Source organism: Micromonospora sp. NPDC048063 (assembly GCF_043202855.1).
Lineage (GTDB): Bacteria > Actinomycetota > Actinomycetes > Mycobacteriales > Micromonosporaceae > Micromonospora.
In genome coordinates this window covers 612,588-627,125 of sequence record NZ_JBIDBG010000001.1, presented here as the reverse complement: position 1 = coordinate 627,125, position 14,538 = coordinate 612,588, and the positions used below count along the sequence as shown (strand labels likewise).

At 71.9% G+C, this 14,538-nt stretch carries 14 protein-coding genes and 1 pseudogene; 12 read left to right on the top strand and 3 right to left on the bottom strand.

Translation table 11 applies throughout. The features are described 5' to 3' along the window. The first annotated feature begins 8 nt into the window (after positions 1 to 8). The 7 genes from ACGFZ2_RS02765 to ACGFZ2_RS02735 all read left to right on the top strand — a co-directional run bounded on the left by ACGFZ2_RS02765 (position 9) and on the right by ACGFZ2_RS02735 (position 9,779). Positions 9 to 296: a hypothetical protein gene (locus ACGFZ2_RS02765; protein ID WP_393449429.1), complete on the top strand. Its 288-nt coding sequence runs from the start codon at positions 9 to 11 to the stop codon at positions 294 to 296. A 114-nt stretch (positions 297 to 410) separates the two neighbouring features. Continuing rightward, on the top strand, positions 411 to 2,015 hold the full coding sequence (locus tag ACGFZ2_RS02760) for a TIGR02677 family protein (protein ID WP_393449426.1): 1,605 nt from the start codon (positions 411 to 413) through the stop codon (positions 2,013 to 2,015). Further along, positions 2,012 to 3,256 (top strand): TIGR02678 family protein, encoded by a 1,245-nt coding sequence (locus tag ACGFZ2_RS02755; protein ID WP_393449423.1) that lies wholly within the window; start codon positions 2,012 to 2,014, stop codon positions 3,254 to 3,256. Before ACGFZ2_RS02760 ends, ACGFZ2_RS02755 begins: the two co-directional genes overlap by 4 nt. Continuing rightward, positions 3,253 to 7,389: a TIGR02680 family protein gene (locus tag ACGFZ2_RS02750; RefSeq protein ID WP_393449420.1), complete on the top strand. Its 4,137-nt coding sequence runs from the start codon at positions 3,253 to 3,255 to the stop codon at positions 7,387 to 7,389. Before ACGFZ2_RS02755 ends, ACGFZ2_RS02750 begins: the two co-directional genes overlap by 4 nt. Continuing rightward, a complete protein-coding gene (locus tag ACGFZ2_RS02745; protein ID WP_393449417.1) occupies positions 7,386 to 8,654 on the top strand; it encodes a TIGR02679 family protein in 1,269 nt (422 codons plus the stop codon). Before ACGFZ2_RS02750 ends, ACGFZ2_RS02745 begins: the two co-directional genes overlap by 4 nt. A gap of 75 nt (positions 8,655 to 8,729) precedes the next feature. After that, the gene (locus ACGFZ2_RS02740; protein ID WP_393449415.1) at positions 8,730 to 8,909 is read left to right on the top strand and encodes a hypothetical protein; all 180 of its coding nucleotides are present in this window, start codon (positions 8,730 to 8,732) and stop codon (positions 8,907 to 8,909) included. A gap of 156 nt (positions 8,910 to 9,065) precedes the next feature. Continuing rightward, positions 9,066 to 9,779 carry a hypothetical protein gene (locus tag ACGFZ2_RS02735; RefSeq protein ID WP_393450210.1) on the top strand — a complete coding sequence of 238 codons (714 nt, stop codon included), beginning with the start codon at positions 9,066 to 9,068 and terminating at the stop codon, positions 9,777 to 9,779. A gap of 141 nt (positions 9,780 to 9,920) precedes the next feature. Here the strand turns inward: ACGFZ2_RS02735 and ACGFZ2_RS02730 are convergent, their stop codons facing one another. After that, positions 9,921 to 10,982, bottom strand: coding sequence for an IS110 family transposase (locus ACGFZ2_RS02730; protein ID WP_393449412.1), 1,062 nt, complete (start codon positions 10,980 to 10,982; stop codon positions 9,921 to 9,923). On the opposite strand from ACGFZ2_RS02730, the gene ACGFZ2_RS02725 reads away from it, so the two are divergent. After that, entirely contained in the window at positions 10,975 to 11,682 is a 708-nt protein-coding gene (locus ACGFZ2_RS02725; RefSeq protein ID WP_393449409.1) for an HAD family hydrolase, read from the top strand. The genes ACGFZ2_RS02730 and ACGFZ2_RS02725 overlap by 8 nt on opposite strands. 260 nt (positions 11,683 to 11,942) lie before the next feature. Here ACGFZ2_RS02725 and ACGFZ2_RS02720 read toward each other — a convergent pair whose 3' ends face one another. Beyond that, positions 11,943 to 12,278 carry a hypothetical protein gene (locus ACGFZ2_RS02720; RefSeq protein WP_393262534.1) on the bottom strand — a complete coding sequence of 112 codons (336 nt, stop codon included), beginning with the start codon at positions 12,276 to 12,278 and terminating at the stop codon, positions 11,943 to 11,945. Positions 12,279 to 12,511: 233 nt separating this feature from the next. On the opposite strand from ACGFZ2_RS02720, the gene ACGFZ2_RS02715 reads away from it, so the two are divergent. Both ACGFZ2_RS02715 and ACGFZ2_RS02710 read left to right on the top strand, forming a co-directional pair. Beyond that, positions 12,512 to 13,051: a hypothetical protein gene (locus tag ACGFZ2_RS02715; protein ID WP_393449406.1), complete on the top strand. Its 540-nt coding sequence runs from the start codon at positions 12,512 to 12,514 to the stop codon at positions 13,049 to 13,051. 27 nt (positions 13,052 to 13,078) lie between these two features. Further along, on the top strand, positions 13,079 to 13,372 hold the full coding sequence (locus ACGFZ2_RS02710; RefSeq protein WP_393449403.1) for a hypothetical protein: 294 nt from the start codon (positions 13,079 to 13,081) through the stop codon (positions 13,370 to 13,372). 233 nt (positions 13,373 to 13,605) lie between these two features. On the opposite strand, the gene ACGFZ2_RS02705 is transcribed toward ACGFZ2_RS02710, so the two are convergent. Continuing rightward, positions 13,606 to 13,749, bottom strand: coding sequence for a hypothetical protein (locus tag ACGFZ2_RS02705; protein ID WP_393262024.1), 144 nt, complete (start codon positions 13,747 to 13,749; stop codon positions 13,606 to 13,608). A gap of 24 nt (positions 13,750 to 13,773) precedes the next feature. Between ACGFZ2_RS02705 and ACGFZ2_RS02700 the strand changes: the two are divergent. Together ACGFZ2_RS02700 and ACGFZ2_RS02695 are read left to right on the top strand one after the other, a co-directional pair. Next, positions 13,774 to 14,067, top strand: a pseudogene (locus tag ACGFZ2_RS02700) (RNA polymerase subunit sigma-24); the annotation flags it as partial. A gap of 93 nt (positions 14,068 to 14,160) precedes the next feature. Next, positions 14,161 to 14,517, top strand: coding sequence for a DoxX family protein (locus ACGFZ2_RS02695; RefSeq protein ID WP_393449400.1), 357 nt, complete (start codon positions 14,161 to 14,163; stop codon positions 14,515 to 14,517). Positions 14,518 to 14,538: the final 21 nt, after the last annotated feature.

The following is a 14,538-nucleotide window of genomic DNA, read 5'->3' as shown; positions in this document are numbered from 1 at the left end:
GGACCGCCATGCCGACCGACCAGAATCGCCACCCGGAGCCGGACGACGACGTGATGCTCGGCGTGAACGCGTTCCAGATCATGGCGCGCCGGTACGTGGAAGGGCGGATCGCCGAACTTTCCCCCCGGCCCGAGGACGCAGACGCCCGCCTGCGCGGGCTGCTCGCCATCTATGAGGACCTCACCGGCAAGGGCCACCCGGATCCGCTGACGTTGCTCGCGAGCGTGCTGGGCATTCCCGTGGACACGCTGGTCGTCCATCTGCGTGCGGCCGGCCGCGACCTGCGGCCGTCGTAGGTCAAGCGGCTCGCTGGCAGGCAGGCTCCGTCGCCCACGTCTTGTTCCGCTGGGCGTTGAGGCAAGCACGCACGGTGAGTCCCAGCACGGAAGATCACGTCCGACGATGCGAGGATGAACGCCATGCCCCTCGGGACCGCTTCACCGGCGCAACCGTTCGCCCACCTCCAGGCGCAGAACTCGGCGCTGTATCGGCAGATCCTGGACGCATTCGTTTCGGCGAAGCAGCGCTTCACCGTGCACCTGCGGCCCGAGGACGTCCTGATCGACATCGGGGCGGGGCCGTCGCTGGAAACCGTTCGCGCCGCCCTGGATCAGCTCGCCGAGTGGGGCAACCTGCGCGCCGACCCCGACACCGGCCGGGTGACAACGGTTGAGGACTTCCACCGGGCCCGCTACCTCTATCAGCTCACCCGGGAGGGGCACGCGGCGGAGGAGGCGATCGCCAAGTATGAGGAGGCGATCGGGCGGCGGGGCGCCCTGCAGTCGGTGGCCCTGTCCGACATCGCGGAACAGCTGCGCGGGCTGCTGGCCGTCGCCGAAGCGGCGGCGGCTGGCGAGCCGCCGGACGCGGCGAAGACGCACCTGCTGTTGCTGAGCCTCGTCGACCGGTTCACCGGCCTGGCCGACAACGCGCAGGCCTTCATGGCGTCACTGCGCCGGACGATCGACTTCTCCGACGCCGACGTCGCGGCGTTCCTGGCCTACAAGGAGCAGCTGATCGCCTACCTGGAGCGGTTCATCGCCGACCTGGCCAACCGGGGCGCCGAGATCGCGGCGCTCACCCGCCAGATCGAGGCGGTCGGCGTGACGCCGCTGCTCGAGGTGGCGGCGCGCCGCGAGGCCGCCGACACCGCTCCCACCGAGGAGCACGGCGGCGCGGACGCGCGGGATGGCCTGGACCGGGACGGGTGGGGCGGGCACGACGCCGCCATGCGGCAGGCCCTGGACACCTGGCGCCTGCGCTGGGCGGGGCTACGCGACTGGTTCGTCAGCGGCGACAGCAGCCGCCCTGCCCAGGCGCGGCTGCTGCGTACTGCGGCGATCGGTGGGATCCGGCAGTTGCTGAGCACGGTCGCCGCGATCAACGAGCGGCGGGCCGGGCGGTCGGACCGCTCGGCGGACTTCCGCCGGCTCGCCCTCTGGTTCGCCGAGACGCCGGACGACGAGGCGGCGCACCGGCTCTGGCACACCGCGTTCGGGCTCTCCCCCGCGCGGCACCTCACCACCACCGCCGAGACCCTCGCCGCCACCGAGGAGCGGCCCGTGCCGGCGGCCACGCCATGGGCGCACGCGCCCCGCCTGGAGATCAGCCCTCGGCTGCGCCGCACCGGCTCCTACGAGCGGCGGGGCGCGCCGAACCGGGTGATCGACCGGTCGGAGCAGCGTCGCGTGCTCGCCGAGCGGGTGCGCCGGGAGGCGGAACAGACCGCCCGCGCCCGGGCCGCGCTGGCCACCCCGGGCCCGATCCGCCTGTCCGAGCTGGCGGAGCTGGACTCCGCCGAGTTCCGGCTGTTCCTCCAACTGCTCGGTGACGCCCTGGCCACCCGCCGGCCGGACCAGTCGGAGGTGACCACCACGACGTCGGACGGCACGATGGTGGTCCGGCTGCGACGGGTCGACGCGGCCCCACCGGTGCGGGTCGTCACCGAGGACGGGGTGCTGACCGGGCCGGAGCATCTCATCGAGATCATCGACCTTGTCGGGGCGGCCAGGTGAGGGGGCGCACCGTCGCCGACGACGTGCCGGAGGCGCGGCGGCGCAGGGCCGCGCGGCTGCTGCTGGCCCGCCCGCTGCTGGTGGCCGGGCTCACCGACGCGGAGACCTACCGGCTGGTCCGGGCGTACGCGGCGGAGCTGCGGGAGTGGTTCGACCGGGAGACCGGCTGGCAGGTGGTGGCCGACGCCCACACGGTACGGCTGGTGAAGCTGACCGCCGACCCGCACGACGGCACCCATCCGGCGCGGGATCCGCGGTCGCGGACCCCGTTCTCCCAGCAGCGGTACGTGCTGACCTGCCTGGCGCTGGCGGCTCTGGAGCGTGCCGACGGGCAGATCACGCTGGGCCGGCTGGCCGAGGAGGTGGTGACGGGGGCCGCGGAGCCGGCGCTGGCGGCGGCAGGGTTCTCGTTCGCGTTGGACCGGCGGGAGCGGCGGGCCGACATGGTGGCCGTGGTCCGGTTGCTGCTGCACTGGGGGGTGCTGCGTCGGGTGGCCGGGGACGAGGAGGCGTACCTGGGTGCCGGTGGAGACGTCCTGTACGACGTGGACCGGCATGTGATCGCCGGCCTGCTCGCCGCGGCCCGGGGGCCGTCGATGATCGACGAGTCGACGGGGCCGGGTCGGCTCGCGGCGTTGACGCTGGAGGTCGTACCGGATGTGGACGACGCCCGGAACCGGGCGCTGCGGCACCGGCTGACCCGGCTGCTGCTGGAGCAGCCGGTGGTCTACCACGACGAGCTCTCCGAGGCCGAGCGCGCCTACCTGACCAGCCAGCGTCACGCGCTGCTGACCCGGATCACCCAGTTCACGGGCTTGGTCGCCGAGGTGCGCGCGGAGGGGATCGCGATGGTGGATCCCGAGGACGAGCTTACCGACGTGCGGATGCCGGCCGAGGGGATGCAGAGCCACCTGACCCTGCTGTTGGCGGAGCACATCGCCGCCGGTGACGGGGTACGGGTCAGCGAGCTGCAGCGGCGCACCCGGGAGCTCGCTGTCGAGCACCAGACGTACTGGCGTAAGCACGCCACCGACCCGGGCGCCGAGGTGGACCTCGTCGCCACGGCGTTGGAGGCGCTGCGCGCGCTGAAGCTGATCCGGGTCAAGCCGGGAGCAGACCCGCTCGTGCTGCCCCGACCGGCGATCGCCCGATATGCCCTGGCCGCGCCGACGATCCGCGAGCCGGCCGCCCGACGGGTGGGCACCGACAAGTCCGAACGATCGAGGGAAACTGCGCGATGACCGTACCGCTGGCCGACCAGCTGCCGCTCCCGGCGAAGGAACGCTGGCAGCCGTTGCGCGCCGGGCTGGTCGACATCTTCTACTACGACCAGGAGGAGTTCCACTTCCACGGCGGGAGCCTGCTGCTGCGGGGCAACAACGGCACCGGCAAGTCGAAGGTGCTGGCGCTGATGCTGCCGTTCCTGCTCGACGGGGACCTGGCGCCGTACCGGGTGGAGCCCGACGGTGACCCGCACAAGCGGATGGAGTGGAACCTGCTGCTCGGCGGCAGGTACCCGCACCAGGAGCGGCTCGGCTACACCTGGTTGGAGTTCGGCCGCCGCGACCGCGACGGCGACCGCTTTCTCACCATCGGCTGCGGGCTGAAGGCGGTCGCCGGGCGGGGCATCGCCCGGCACTGGTTCTTCGTCACCAGCCAGCGGGTCGGCGTCGACCTGACGCTGGTGGGTGCGACCGGCACGACGTTGACCCGGGAGCGGCTGCGCGACGCGGTCGGGCCCGCCGGAATGGTCTACGACCGGGCGGCGGACTACCGGCGGGCCGTGGACGAGGCGCTGTTCGGGCTCGGCAGCCGATACGACGCGTTGGTCTCCCTGCTGATCCGGCTGCGCCAGCCGCAGCTGTCGAAGCGGCCGGACGAGAAGAGCCTGTCCCGGGCGCTCACCGACGCGCTGCCGCCGCTGGACGAGAACCTGATCACCCAGGTCGCGGAGGCGTTCCGCAGCCTGGACGACGAGCGGATGACGCTGCGGGAGCTGGCCGAGACGAAACGGGCCGCCGACGACTTCCTCACCCGCTACCGGCAGTACGCGCGGGTCGCGACGCGCCGCCGGGCCGGGCTGCTGCGCCAGCAGCACAGCCGCTACGAACAGCTCGGCAGGGAGCTGACCGAGGCGCAGCGGGCCCACGACCAGGCCGACGCCGACCTGACTCGGGCGTTGGCGCGCATCGACGGGCTGACGGAGCGGTCCCGGGAGCTGACCACGCGGCTGCAGGCGCTGCGGGACAGCCCGGAGGCACGTACCGCCGAGCATCTGCGCCGGCTGCGGGGCATCGCCGACGAGCGGGACCGGTTCGCCGTCCGACAGGAGGGGCGGCTGCGCGACCTGGAGGCCGACGTGGCCCGCGCCGGCCGGTCCGCGGAGGACACGGCCCGGGAGCTGCGGCAGGCGCAGGACGCCGAGGACGCGGCGCGCGCGCAGGTCGAGCGGGACGCCGCGGTGGCGCGGCTGGCCGACCGGCACGCGGCGCGGGTGGTGGCCGCACTGCCGGTCGGGCTGGCCGAGGCGACCCGCGCCGCGGACGAACTGGTCGCCTCACGGTCGAGTTCGCTGCGGACGCTGGACCGGCTCCGCGACGCCGCCGACGCGGCCCGGGGCCGGGCGGACCGGGCCCGCGACGAGGTGAACCGGCTCGACGCCGAGATGGCCGCCGCGGACCTGCGGATCGCGGAGGCCGAGTCGGCCGCGACCGAGGCGAGTCAGCTGCTGCTCCGGCGGACCGGGGAGCACCTCGGCGGCGTGGTCGAACTGCCGGTCGGTGACCTCGACGGCGTCCTCGCGGAACTGGAGCAGTGGGTCGGCGCGCTGGCCGGAGAGAACCCGGCGGCGCGGGAGACGACGCGCGCCGCCACGGCCGCGACGGAGGCCCTCGCCCGCGCCGACGCCGCGTTGGAGGCCGACGAACGCGAGGTCCGCGACGGTCTGCAGCGGGCCGAGGCGGAGCTGCGCCGGCTGGAGGCGGGAACGCATCAGCCGCCGCCCGTGCCGCACACGCGCGCCGACGAGGCACGCCGGGACCGGCCGGGCGCGCCGCTGTGGCGGGTGGTGGACTTCGCCCCGGAGGTGCCGGCATCGGATCGGGCCGGCATCGAGGCGGCCCTGGAGGCGGCCGGCATTCTCGACGCGTGGCTCGACCCCGACGGAGGGCTGCGCGACCCGCTCAGCGGGGACACCGTGCTGCGGCCCGGCGCGGCGGTGACGGCAAACCTGGCCACGCTGCTCCGCCCGGCGGTCGACCGGGCGGACCCGGCCTGCGCGGCGCTGTCGGACGAAGCAGTCGCCGGTGTGCTCGCCGCGATCGGCCTCGGCGCCGGCTCGGCGGTGACCTGGGTCGACGTGACCGGCGCGTTCGGCAACGGGGTCCTCGCCGGACGGTGGGCCAAGCCGGCGGCGGAGCACATCGGCGACAGTGCCCGGGAGGCGTCCCGCCGGGCGCGGATCAACCAGCTGCGGCGGGAAGCCGAGGAGCTGTCGGCGCGGCTCGCGGCCGTCGCGGGCCAGCGCGGCGAGCTGCGCCAGCGGCGGGAGCGGGTCGTCGCCGAGGCGCGGGCGCTGCCGTCGGACCAGCCGCTGCGGGAGGCCCACACCCAGGTACGCGGCGCGTACGAGACCCGCCGCGGCATCGTCGGCCGGCGGGACGAGGCAGATGCGGCGCTGGGCCGGCGGCTCGCCGAGGCGGAGGCCGCGCTGGCTGAGGCGACCGAGTTCGCCGACGACGTCGACCTGCCGTACGACGTCGAGGAGCTGGCCGCGGTGCGGGACGGGCTGCAGTCGTACCGGGTGGCCCTGGCCGCCTGGTGGCCGACCGTAAAGGGCGTGCGTGCGGCGCGGGCCCGCCGGGACGAGGCGGCCGGGCTGCACGAGGAGCGGCTGGAGCGGCTGGCGCCGGCAGCGGCCGAGGCGGCTGAGGCGCGGGACGCGGCTCGGGCGGCCCGAGTGGAGTTCGAGACGCTGGACGCCACCGCCGGCGCGTCCGTGGCGGACCTGCAGCGCCGCATCGCGGAGGCGACCGGCCTGCTGGAGGGCTGCGAGCGCGACCGTGAGGAGGCCCGGCGGCAGGAGGCGGCGGCCCGGGACGCCCGGGGTGACGCCGGCGGTCGGCGCAGCCGGTTGCAACAGGAGCTGCACGCGGCGACCGGGGCCCGGGACGCCGCCGTCGAGGGGCTGCGCGCCTTCGCCGGCACCGGCCTGGTCGACCTGGCCTGCCCCGGCCTCGAGGTGCCGGACGTGGCGCAGTCGTGGGCGGCGACCCCAGCGGTGGCGCTGGCCCGGGCCGTCGAGCGGGAACTGGCCGACACCGACGACGACGACCGCCGTTGGGATCGGCTGCAGCAGCAGGTCAGCATGGATGTGAAGGCGCTGACCGACGGCCTCTTGCGGCAGGGTCACCAGGTGGTGACGACCATCCGTGAGGAGACGATGGTCGTCGAGGTCAGCTTCCAGGGGCGTAGCCGCCCCGTCGCCGACCTGGCCGCCGCGCTGGTTGACGAGATCGACGAGCGGCAGCGGATGCTCTCCGCGCACGAGCGGGAGGTGCTGGAGACGCACCTGGTCAACGAGGTGGCCGGGGCGCTCCAGGAGCTGATCGTCGGCGCCGAGCGGCAGGTCGCGGGGATGAACGAGGAGCTGGAGGTGCGGCCCACCTCGACCGGCATGCGGCTGCGGCTGCTGTGGCGGCCGACCCGCGACGCCCCGGCCGGGCTGGCCGAGCTGCGCGCCAAGCAGTTGCGGCAGAGCACGGACGTCTGGAACGACGAGGACCGCCGCGCCGTGGGCGCCTTCCTCCAGGAGCAGATCAACCGGGAACGGCTACGCGACGACGCGGCGACCTGGTCGGAGCAGCTCACCCGCGCGCTGGACTACCGGGCGTGGCACGAGTTCACGATCCAGCGGCACCAGGACGGGCAGTGGCGCCCGGCGACCGGGCCCGCGTCCGGCGGTGAGCGGGTGCTCGCGGCGAGCGTTCCGCTGTTCGCCGCCGCGTCGTCCTACTACGGCTCGGCCGGCAACCCGTACGCGCCGCGGCTGATCGCCCTGGACGAGGCCTTCGCGGGGGTGGACGACGACTCCCGGGCGAAGTGCCTCGGCCTGCTGGCCACTTTCGACCTCGACGTGGTGATGACCAGCGAGCGTGAATGGGGCTGTTATCCGCAGGTGCCCGGCCTCGGGATCGCCCACCTTGCCCGGCACGACGGCATCGACGCGGTGTTGGTCACCCCGTGGCGCTGGGACGGACGCGAACGGCACCTGTTGTCCACGCCGGATCGGCGGGCGCCGCGGCAGCGGAACCCACAGCCGCACGAGCATCATCCCGAGCCGGAAACGACCCCAGGCCTGTGGGACGTGCCGTGACCGACCTGGAACGGCTGCGCCGGCAGCTCGGCGGGGCGGAGACCGAACGGCTGTTCCAGCGGTTACGCCGCCGCATCGCCCGGGGACAGCCGCTGACCGGCACCCTGAGCCTGGACGGGCCCAGCCAGGACGAACGGCGGGCGGTGGAGCGGGTCCTGGGCCGCCCGCCCGGTCGCGGCAGCACCCTGACCATCAACCTCGACGAGCTGGATCGGATCATCCGGCGCAGCGGAATGCACCCCGGCGGCTTGGCCGGGGCGGTCGAGGCGCTGACCGGAGGCGTCGCGGTGCTCGCCGAGGTGCGGGCCGCCGAGGCCGCCGCCTGGCAGGCCGCCCTCGCACCGCTCGCCGCACTCGGCGGTGTGCGCGCCGAACTGGCCGAATGGTGCGCCGCCTCGGGCACGGCCGCGCTGCTGCGGCGACTGGCCGGTACGCCGCCGGCGGCGGCGCGGCTCGTGGCCGACCTGGTTGCCGTCCTCGCCGCGCTGCCTGCGGACGGGGAACCGCTGGCCCGGATCGCAGCCCGCACCACCGGCGACGCACACGCGCTCGACGCCGGCCGGGCACTGGAGACAGTGACCCGCTCGGCCATCCGGGCCACCTGGTGGGGGGACGCGCCACTGCCCGAGTCAGCCGCCGAGCAACGCCGGATGCTCTGGTACGCCGCCGGGGTGTTCCTCGACGATCTCTCCTCGACCGTGCTCGCCGTCAACCTGCCCACGATCCCCGGATGCCGGCTGCACGACCTCGTCGCCCCCGCCGCCGCACTCGGGGAACCGGTCGTCGTGACCCTGCGCCAGCTCGCTCGCGGAGAGCCCCGGTTCGCCGCCCGGACCGTGTACGTCTGCGAGAACCCCACTGTGCTGGCCGCCGCGGCCGACCAGCTCGGTGCGGCGTGCCCGCCGCTGGCCTGCGTCGGCGGCCAGCCCAGCACCGCGGCGCTGCGGCTGCTGGCCAGCCTGGTCCAGTCCGGCGCCCACCTGCGGTATCACGGCGACTTCGACTGGGGTGGCCTGCGGATCGCCAACCTGCTGCACGGCAGGGTGCCCTGGCAGCCGTGGCGCTACAGGACCGCCGACTACCTGGCCGGGGTCGCGGCCCGCACCGCCCAGCCGATTACCGGAGGGTCGCTGAGTGGCACGCCGACCGACGCGGCCTGGGATCCGGGACTCGCTGCGGCGATGCTCGCGGCCGGGGTCCGGGTCGAGGAGGAACTGGTGCTCGACAAGCTGATCACCGATTTGTCGGCGGCGACGGGACATTGAGGTCGCCGCTGTCGGGCCGTAGGCGTTGCGAAACGGCTGCAACCGCACGACGTCGACGAGTCTCGCCCGCGGATCATGGACAGGATCGCAATCGTCGGCTGCGGCGGCAGTGGCAAGTCAACCGTCGCCCGGCAGCTGGCCCGGATCTTCAATTCACCACTGACTCACCTCGACGCGAGCTACTACGACGAACAGTGGAACCCGGTGCAGGAGCAGTTCGCTGACCAGCAAAGGCAGCTGGTTTCATGGGAGTAGCCCTCGGTGAGGAGTGCGTCGGGTCCGCCTTGGCCGAGGCGGCGGATTTCCAGAGATCGCTCAGCCGCCCCATCCGCAGCCACCCCATCCATACGAGGGAGGTCTGAGGTACTAGCATTGCCGCAGTCCGGGACGGCTCTGCTGAAACGAGGCGAAATGCGTTGGCTCCGGCGGTTCCTGGGCGGCGGGCGGGTCCAGCTCGATCCGGGGCGGCAGCAGGCACTGCTACGGGACGTTCAGTACCGGTACGGCGGCCGCGCGGAGATTCGGTTTTCCGAGCAGGTCGAGGCGGTCACCGCAATGCTGAACGGCGACGACGGATTGGTGGTGGCGGCCCGGATCGTGAGCCAGGTCGCCGACGAGGCCCACGCGGACCTACAGGCCCAGGCCAACGAAATACACCGACGGACGGGCCGGCGGCTCGTGGTGCACCGCCGGAACTATCGGCCGCTGTGGATGGAGGCCGGCTCAGCCCTGCGGTGGCCACTGTTCACGTTGCCATGCGGCTTCCACCCGTACGCGCAGGTGGCCGCCGCCGTCGCGGTGGTCGGCGGCCAGGCGCCCCGGCTCGACCAAGTGACCGACCCAAACCCGCTCCTGACCCGCGTGTTCGAGGTGCTCGACCTCACCACCGCCGGCTGGGAGTACGGCCGGGTGCGGATAGACACCGACGCTGCCGCCCTGGCGGATAGACTGATCTCGAGCGCTGGGCAGGTCCTTACAGCCATGGACGACCCGCCCCGGCTGCCACCTCCGGTTCGTGAGTGGATGCGCCGCAACAACACCTTCGACGTGCACGATCCGACCGGCCCTCGGGTGGTAGGCGTGATCAATGTGGGCGCGAGGATGCGGGAGTGTCTCCTGGCCTGAAGAACACCGAGACCATGTCAACGAGCAACGCGCTCGGCTCGTCCAGTCGCCACTCCCCGACCTACTCGACAGTCTCCTGGCCCACATCGGCCTGAGCCTTGAACCCGACTCAACCTAACCATTGAGAGACTTCTATAGCTGTCAAGGGGTGCTGGTAGCTGGGTGTGCGCCGGTCAGGGTTCTGAAGAGTTGCCGGCAGATGTAGCGCTTGAGGTTGCGCATGACCTCGCGTTTGGTGCGGCCTTCAGCGGTGCGGCGGGTGACGTAGGCGCGGGTGCGGGGGTCGTGGTCCATGCGGACCAGGGCGACGGTGTAGAGGGCGCGGTTGAGGCGTCGGTCGCCGCCGCGGTTGAGTCGGTGTCGGGTGGTGTTGCCTGATGAGGCGGGTAGTGGTGAGGCGCCAGCGAGGGCGGCGAACGCGGCCTCGGAGCGGATGCGTCCGGGGTGTGACCAGGTCAGCAGGACGGTAGCGGCGACGACGGCGCCGACGCCGGGTAGGTCGAGCAGTTGCTGGGCCTGTGTGGTGACTGCTTCGTGCAGGGCGGTGTGGTTGGCGGCGAGTTCGGCGTCGAGGGCGCGGATGCGTCGGGCCAGGCGGATGGCCTCGGCTCGGCAGACGGTCAGGGTCGGAGTCTCGTCACGGGTGCGCCAGGCCGCGATGGTGGTGATGGTGGTGGTGGTCAGGGCGCGGCGGGCGTCGATGCCGAGGTTGACGGTGCGTAGCAGGGCGGTCAGTGCGTTGACGGCGCGGGTGCGTTCGCCGCTCATCTGTTCGCGGGCGACGGTCAGGACGCGCAGAGCGGTGCGGGCGCCGGTCGCGCGGGGCCAGCGCAGCTCGTTGACGTTCAGACTGCGGGCTGTTTGGGCCATCGCGATGGCGTCCAGGGCGTCGCTCTTGCCGTGGCGTCGCCTGCTGATGGCCGGGATGTCGGGTGCTTCGGCGACGGCGAGGCCGGCTGCGGTGAGCTGTTCGGTGAAGGTGGCGCCGTAGGAGCCGGCCCCGTCGATGACGATCAGTGTTGTCGCGTCCTGGGTGTGGCGTTGGATCCAGCCGGTGGCGCGGCGTAGCCCGGCCGGGCTGGTCGGGAACTGGGCGTGCTGCTGGACTGCGCCGGTGCCGGCGGTGATGAGTGCGAGGGTGTGGGAGGCGGCGTGAGTGTCCACGCCGACGACGAGGTCGTAGTGGTCTGCGACGATGGCCATTGCGGCGTCCTGCCTTCCGATGCAGAGGTTAGCGTTGTTCGATCTCGACAACACCCTCGTCCAGCGCGATCGGGCATTCGCCGCCTGGGCACAGGAGTTCACCGCAGAGCATGACCTTGACCCCAAGTGGGCCACCTGGCTGATCTTCGCCGACGCACATCACGACGGCCCGATGGACACGTTTTTCGACATCGTCCGCGACGAGTTCGCCTTGACCACTCTCGCAGACGAGTTGTGGCGACAGTACCGACACCGCATGCCACAACTGGTCTCATGCTCCGCCGAGGACCTCGCGGGGCTGGCCAAGCTCCGCCGTCAGGACTGGAAGATCGGGATCGTCACCAACGGCATGACCGACAACCAGCTCGGAAAGATTCGCAACACCGGCCTGGACCGGCACGTCGACGCCTGGTGCATCTCACACGACGTCGGCATCCGCAAGCCCGACCCACGCATCTTCCAGCTCGCGGCCCACCGCTGCGGCCTCACCCTCGACGGCGGCGGGTGGATGATCGGCGACAGTCTCATCCTGGACATCGCCGGTGGTGCCTGCGCCGGCCTACGGACGGTGTGGATCCCCGAGCCCCGCCTCGCCCGTCAGCACGCCACATACGGACCGGACTTCTTCCTCCCGCCCGCACCCGACGCCACTGTCATGTCGGTCGCCGAAGCTGTCGACGTGCTACTCACGGCCGAGTGACCGGCTGCTAGCCCTGCCCTGCTGGTCAGCGAACGCCCTGCGCGGCAGTGAGCGGTCGTCTCGGCCTACCACCTTGCACGGCTTTAGACGTCACCGGGCTTGGTCCAGTCGGCTTCCTCGAACTGACCGTCGAGGAGCTGCGCGGGGTGCGGACTGGCTTGCCCTCCTCCACGCCGGACAACTCGATGTCCGCGCGCCGCCGCGATGCTCCCCGGCCGGTCGCCGGCGTAGCGGGGATGTCTCGTGCCGATGCAGGCTTCTCACACCCGCACGCGGGGATCGGCCAGCACGTTGGCGACCGCGGCCGTCATCCCGTCGACGCACAGCGTCGGCGCGCCGACCATGAACTCCTCCCGGTCGAGCCACTCCACGCGCTCGACGCCCGGCGCGGCCAGGATGCCCACGTCGAGCTGTAGCGACGCGTGGTCGTCGTAGTATCCGCGGGCGGCGTCACCGACCCAGAGGGACCAGTGGTATCCGGTGCCGCCCCGCTTTCGGTCCGCCTCCGTGAGCGGGTCGGTTTTGAGGTCGCCGGTGTCAAGCAGTTCGGCGACGGTCATGGGTTCCAAATCCGGATGGGCCGGCGGCAGCACCACCTCAAGGAGGTGTTCGAGGTGAACGGTGCAGGTACAGTTCCCCCGCTGCGGAGGAGTCCAACTGTCGACCATCACAGCACTCTACGGCCCCGGCTCATCCAGTCGTCATCTCATGTCTCTGCTTTTGCCATGCAGACTCGCCGTGACTTGTACTGGCCCCGTCAGCGCGCACGACGGGCGGCAGATCCGGATGACAGCTGGCGAGGCGGACAGCTACGCGTCATTGTTGCGCGATGATCACCATCCAACGAGTGCGGGTGCGGTGGAGCGCTGCGGCACGCGGCGCTCAGCAGGCCAACCTCCGTCGTGGCCTGAGCTGCCCGGTGCCCCTTCCTGCCTCACTACCGATGTGCGACGTGGCCGTGCACGAGGTGCTGTATAACGAGGCGACCGGCTACGTGCGCCATGACGAGGTTCTCAGTGGGGGCGTGGAGCGAGCCCGCGACGTGGGCTTGTGGCTCACCCTTGAGGGTTCCGCGGTGATCGTGGAACGGCTGCCAGGCCGGGCGGCATTTCCCCGCGACCGTGGTACAGCCCGCCTGTTCCCACTCGCATCGGGGCAGGTGGGCCGCTACCGGGCCAACTTCCGGTTCACGTTCACCCAATGCGCCTGCAATCCCAGCTGGTTCTACGAGGACTGGGCAGTGCACGTCGCCAATGGCCCAGTGGAGCCCGAAAGGTTCATCCAACGCGAACCGGACCATGACGCCGATAACCGCGTGCATCTCTACGGCGGCACGATCAGGCCCGCCGGAGGCAGCCGTCACCGCTAGGATCGGTCGGCGCGCAGCCAGCGGCAGATGAGTTGCGCCTGGTCCTCGAACCGCGTCAACTGGAAACTGAAGCCGACCAGAATCGCCTGCTTCGAGGCCAACCCGGCCAACCACGATGTTCTGATCGGGCCCGGTGACGAATGCGTACGGTCCCGCGGCGACGTCATCGAACACCAGGCCACCTGCGAAGAACTACGTGACGAGATCCAGCAACGGTGCACCCGGGCACTTGCGTTCGCCGGCGCCGCGATCGCGCTGCCACCGATCCTCGTCGAGGTGTGGTGGCGGGTTCGCCGCAGGCCGGCACCGACGACACACTGACTCCACGCTCCCCCACCCTGATCGCGGCAGATGAGGATGCGCCAGTGCTCGCCGACTAAGACGTCACCGGGCTCGGTCCAGTCGGCTTCCTCGAACTGACCGTCGAGGAACTGCGCGGGGTGCGAACTGGCTTGCCCTCCTCCACGCCGGACAACTCGATGTCCGCGCGCCGCCGCGATGCTCCCCGGCCGGTCGCCGGCGTAGTGGGGATGTCTCGTGCCGATGCAGGCTTCTCACACCCGCACGCGGGGGTCGGCCAGCACGTTGGCGACCGCGGCCGTCATCCCGTCAACGCACAGCGTCGGCGCGCCGACCATGAACTCCTCTCGGTCGAGCCACTCCACGCGCTCGACGCCCGGCGCGGCCAGGATGCCCACGTCGAGCTGCAGCGACGCGTGGTCGTCGAGGTTCTGGCACCGAACGTGACGATGGTCAGCGACGGCGGCGGCCTCACCGGTGCGCCACGCAAGCCCATCCACGGTTCGGACCTCGTGGCCCGGGCCATCGTCGTTCTCTCCCGGCAACAGCCGGTGGGCTCGACGGCCGGGGTGCTCCACCTCAACGGTGGCCCCGGTGTCGTCGTCCGCTGTGACGGAACGCCGGTGCTCGCGATGACCCTGCACACGGTGGAGGGTCTGGTTCAGACCATCCACGTCGTCAGCAACCCACAGAAGCTGACAGCCATAGCGCTGTGAGTTAGAACACTCAACACCGTGTCACACATCGGGGTCGTCACCTCGTCTGTGAGCGACTGGTCAACCGCCACTTTTACACATACGGAGACGCCGATGTTCGCCATCTATCTCACGGTGACCCTGCTCGCCTCAGCCCTCAACGGTTCGGCCGCCATCGCAAACGTGATCGGCCACGAATACCCAAAGGCGGAGGCGGACCGCAATCGGATACCCCGATCGTGGGTACGACCATTGGGAATGCTCCTGGGCGCGGGCGCGCTCGGCTTGCTGGCCGGGTTGGTCGTGCCGGTCGTGAGTACGCTCGCGGCAGCCGGTCTGGTCTTGTACTTCCTTGGCGCGCTGGGCGCACATATTCGGGCGGGTAATTTCCGACTCGGCGCCTGGGCACTTTTCTTCGGACTCGCTCTGGCCGCACTCACCGTCAACCTCGCCTACCATCCGGACGCTTGATGTAACTGGTGAGCGGGGGTC

Excerpts from the sequence above, each read along its gene's own strand:
- ACGFZ2_RS02765 (WP_393449429.1), top strand. The coding sequence starts at position 9 with ATGCCGACCGACCAGAATCGCCACCCGGAGCCGGACGACGACGTGATG.
- ACGFZ2_RS02760 (WP_393449426.1), top strand. The coding sequence starts at position 411 with ATGAACGCCATGCCCCTCGGGACCGCTTCACCGGCGCAACCGTTCGCC.
- ACGFZ2_RS02750 (WP_393449420.1), top strand. The coding sequence starts at position 3,253 with ATGACCGTACCGCTGGCCGACCAGCTGCCGCTCCCGGCGAAGGAACGC.
- ACGFZ2_RS02740 (WP_393449415.1), top strand. The coding sequence starts at position 8,730 with ATGGACAGGATCGCAATCGTCGGCTGCGGCGGCAGTGGCAAGTCAACC.
- ACGFZ2_RS02735 (WP_393450210.1), top strand. The coding sequence starts at position 9,066 with ATGCGTTGGCTCCGGCGGTTCCTGGGCGGCGGGCGGGTCCAGCTCGAT.
- ACGFZ2_RS02725 (WP_393449409.1), top strand. The coding sequence starts at position 10,975 with ATGGCCATTGCGGCGTCCTGCCTTCCGATGCAGAGGTTAGCGTTGTTC.
- ACGFZ2_RS02730 (WP_393449412.1), bottom strand. The coding sequence starts at position 10,982 with ATGGCCATCGTCGCAGACCACTACGACCTCGTCGTCGGCGTGGACACT.
- ACGFZ2_RS02715 (WP_393449406.1), top strand. The coding sequence starts at position 12,512 with ATGATCACCATCCAACGAGTGCGGGTGCGGTGGAGCGCTGCGGCACGC.
- ACGFZ2_RS02710 (WP_393449403.1), top strand. The coding sequence starts at position 13,079 with ATGAGTTGCGCCTGGTCCTCGAACCGCGTCAACTGGAAACTGAAGCCG.
- ACGFZ2_RS02695 (WP_393449400.1), top strand. The coding sequence starts at position 14,161 with ATGTTCGCCATCTATCTCACGGTGACCCTGCTCGCCTCAGCCCTCAAC.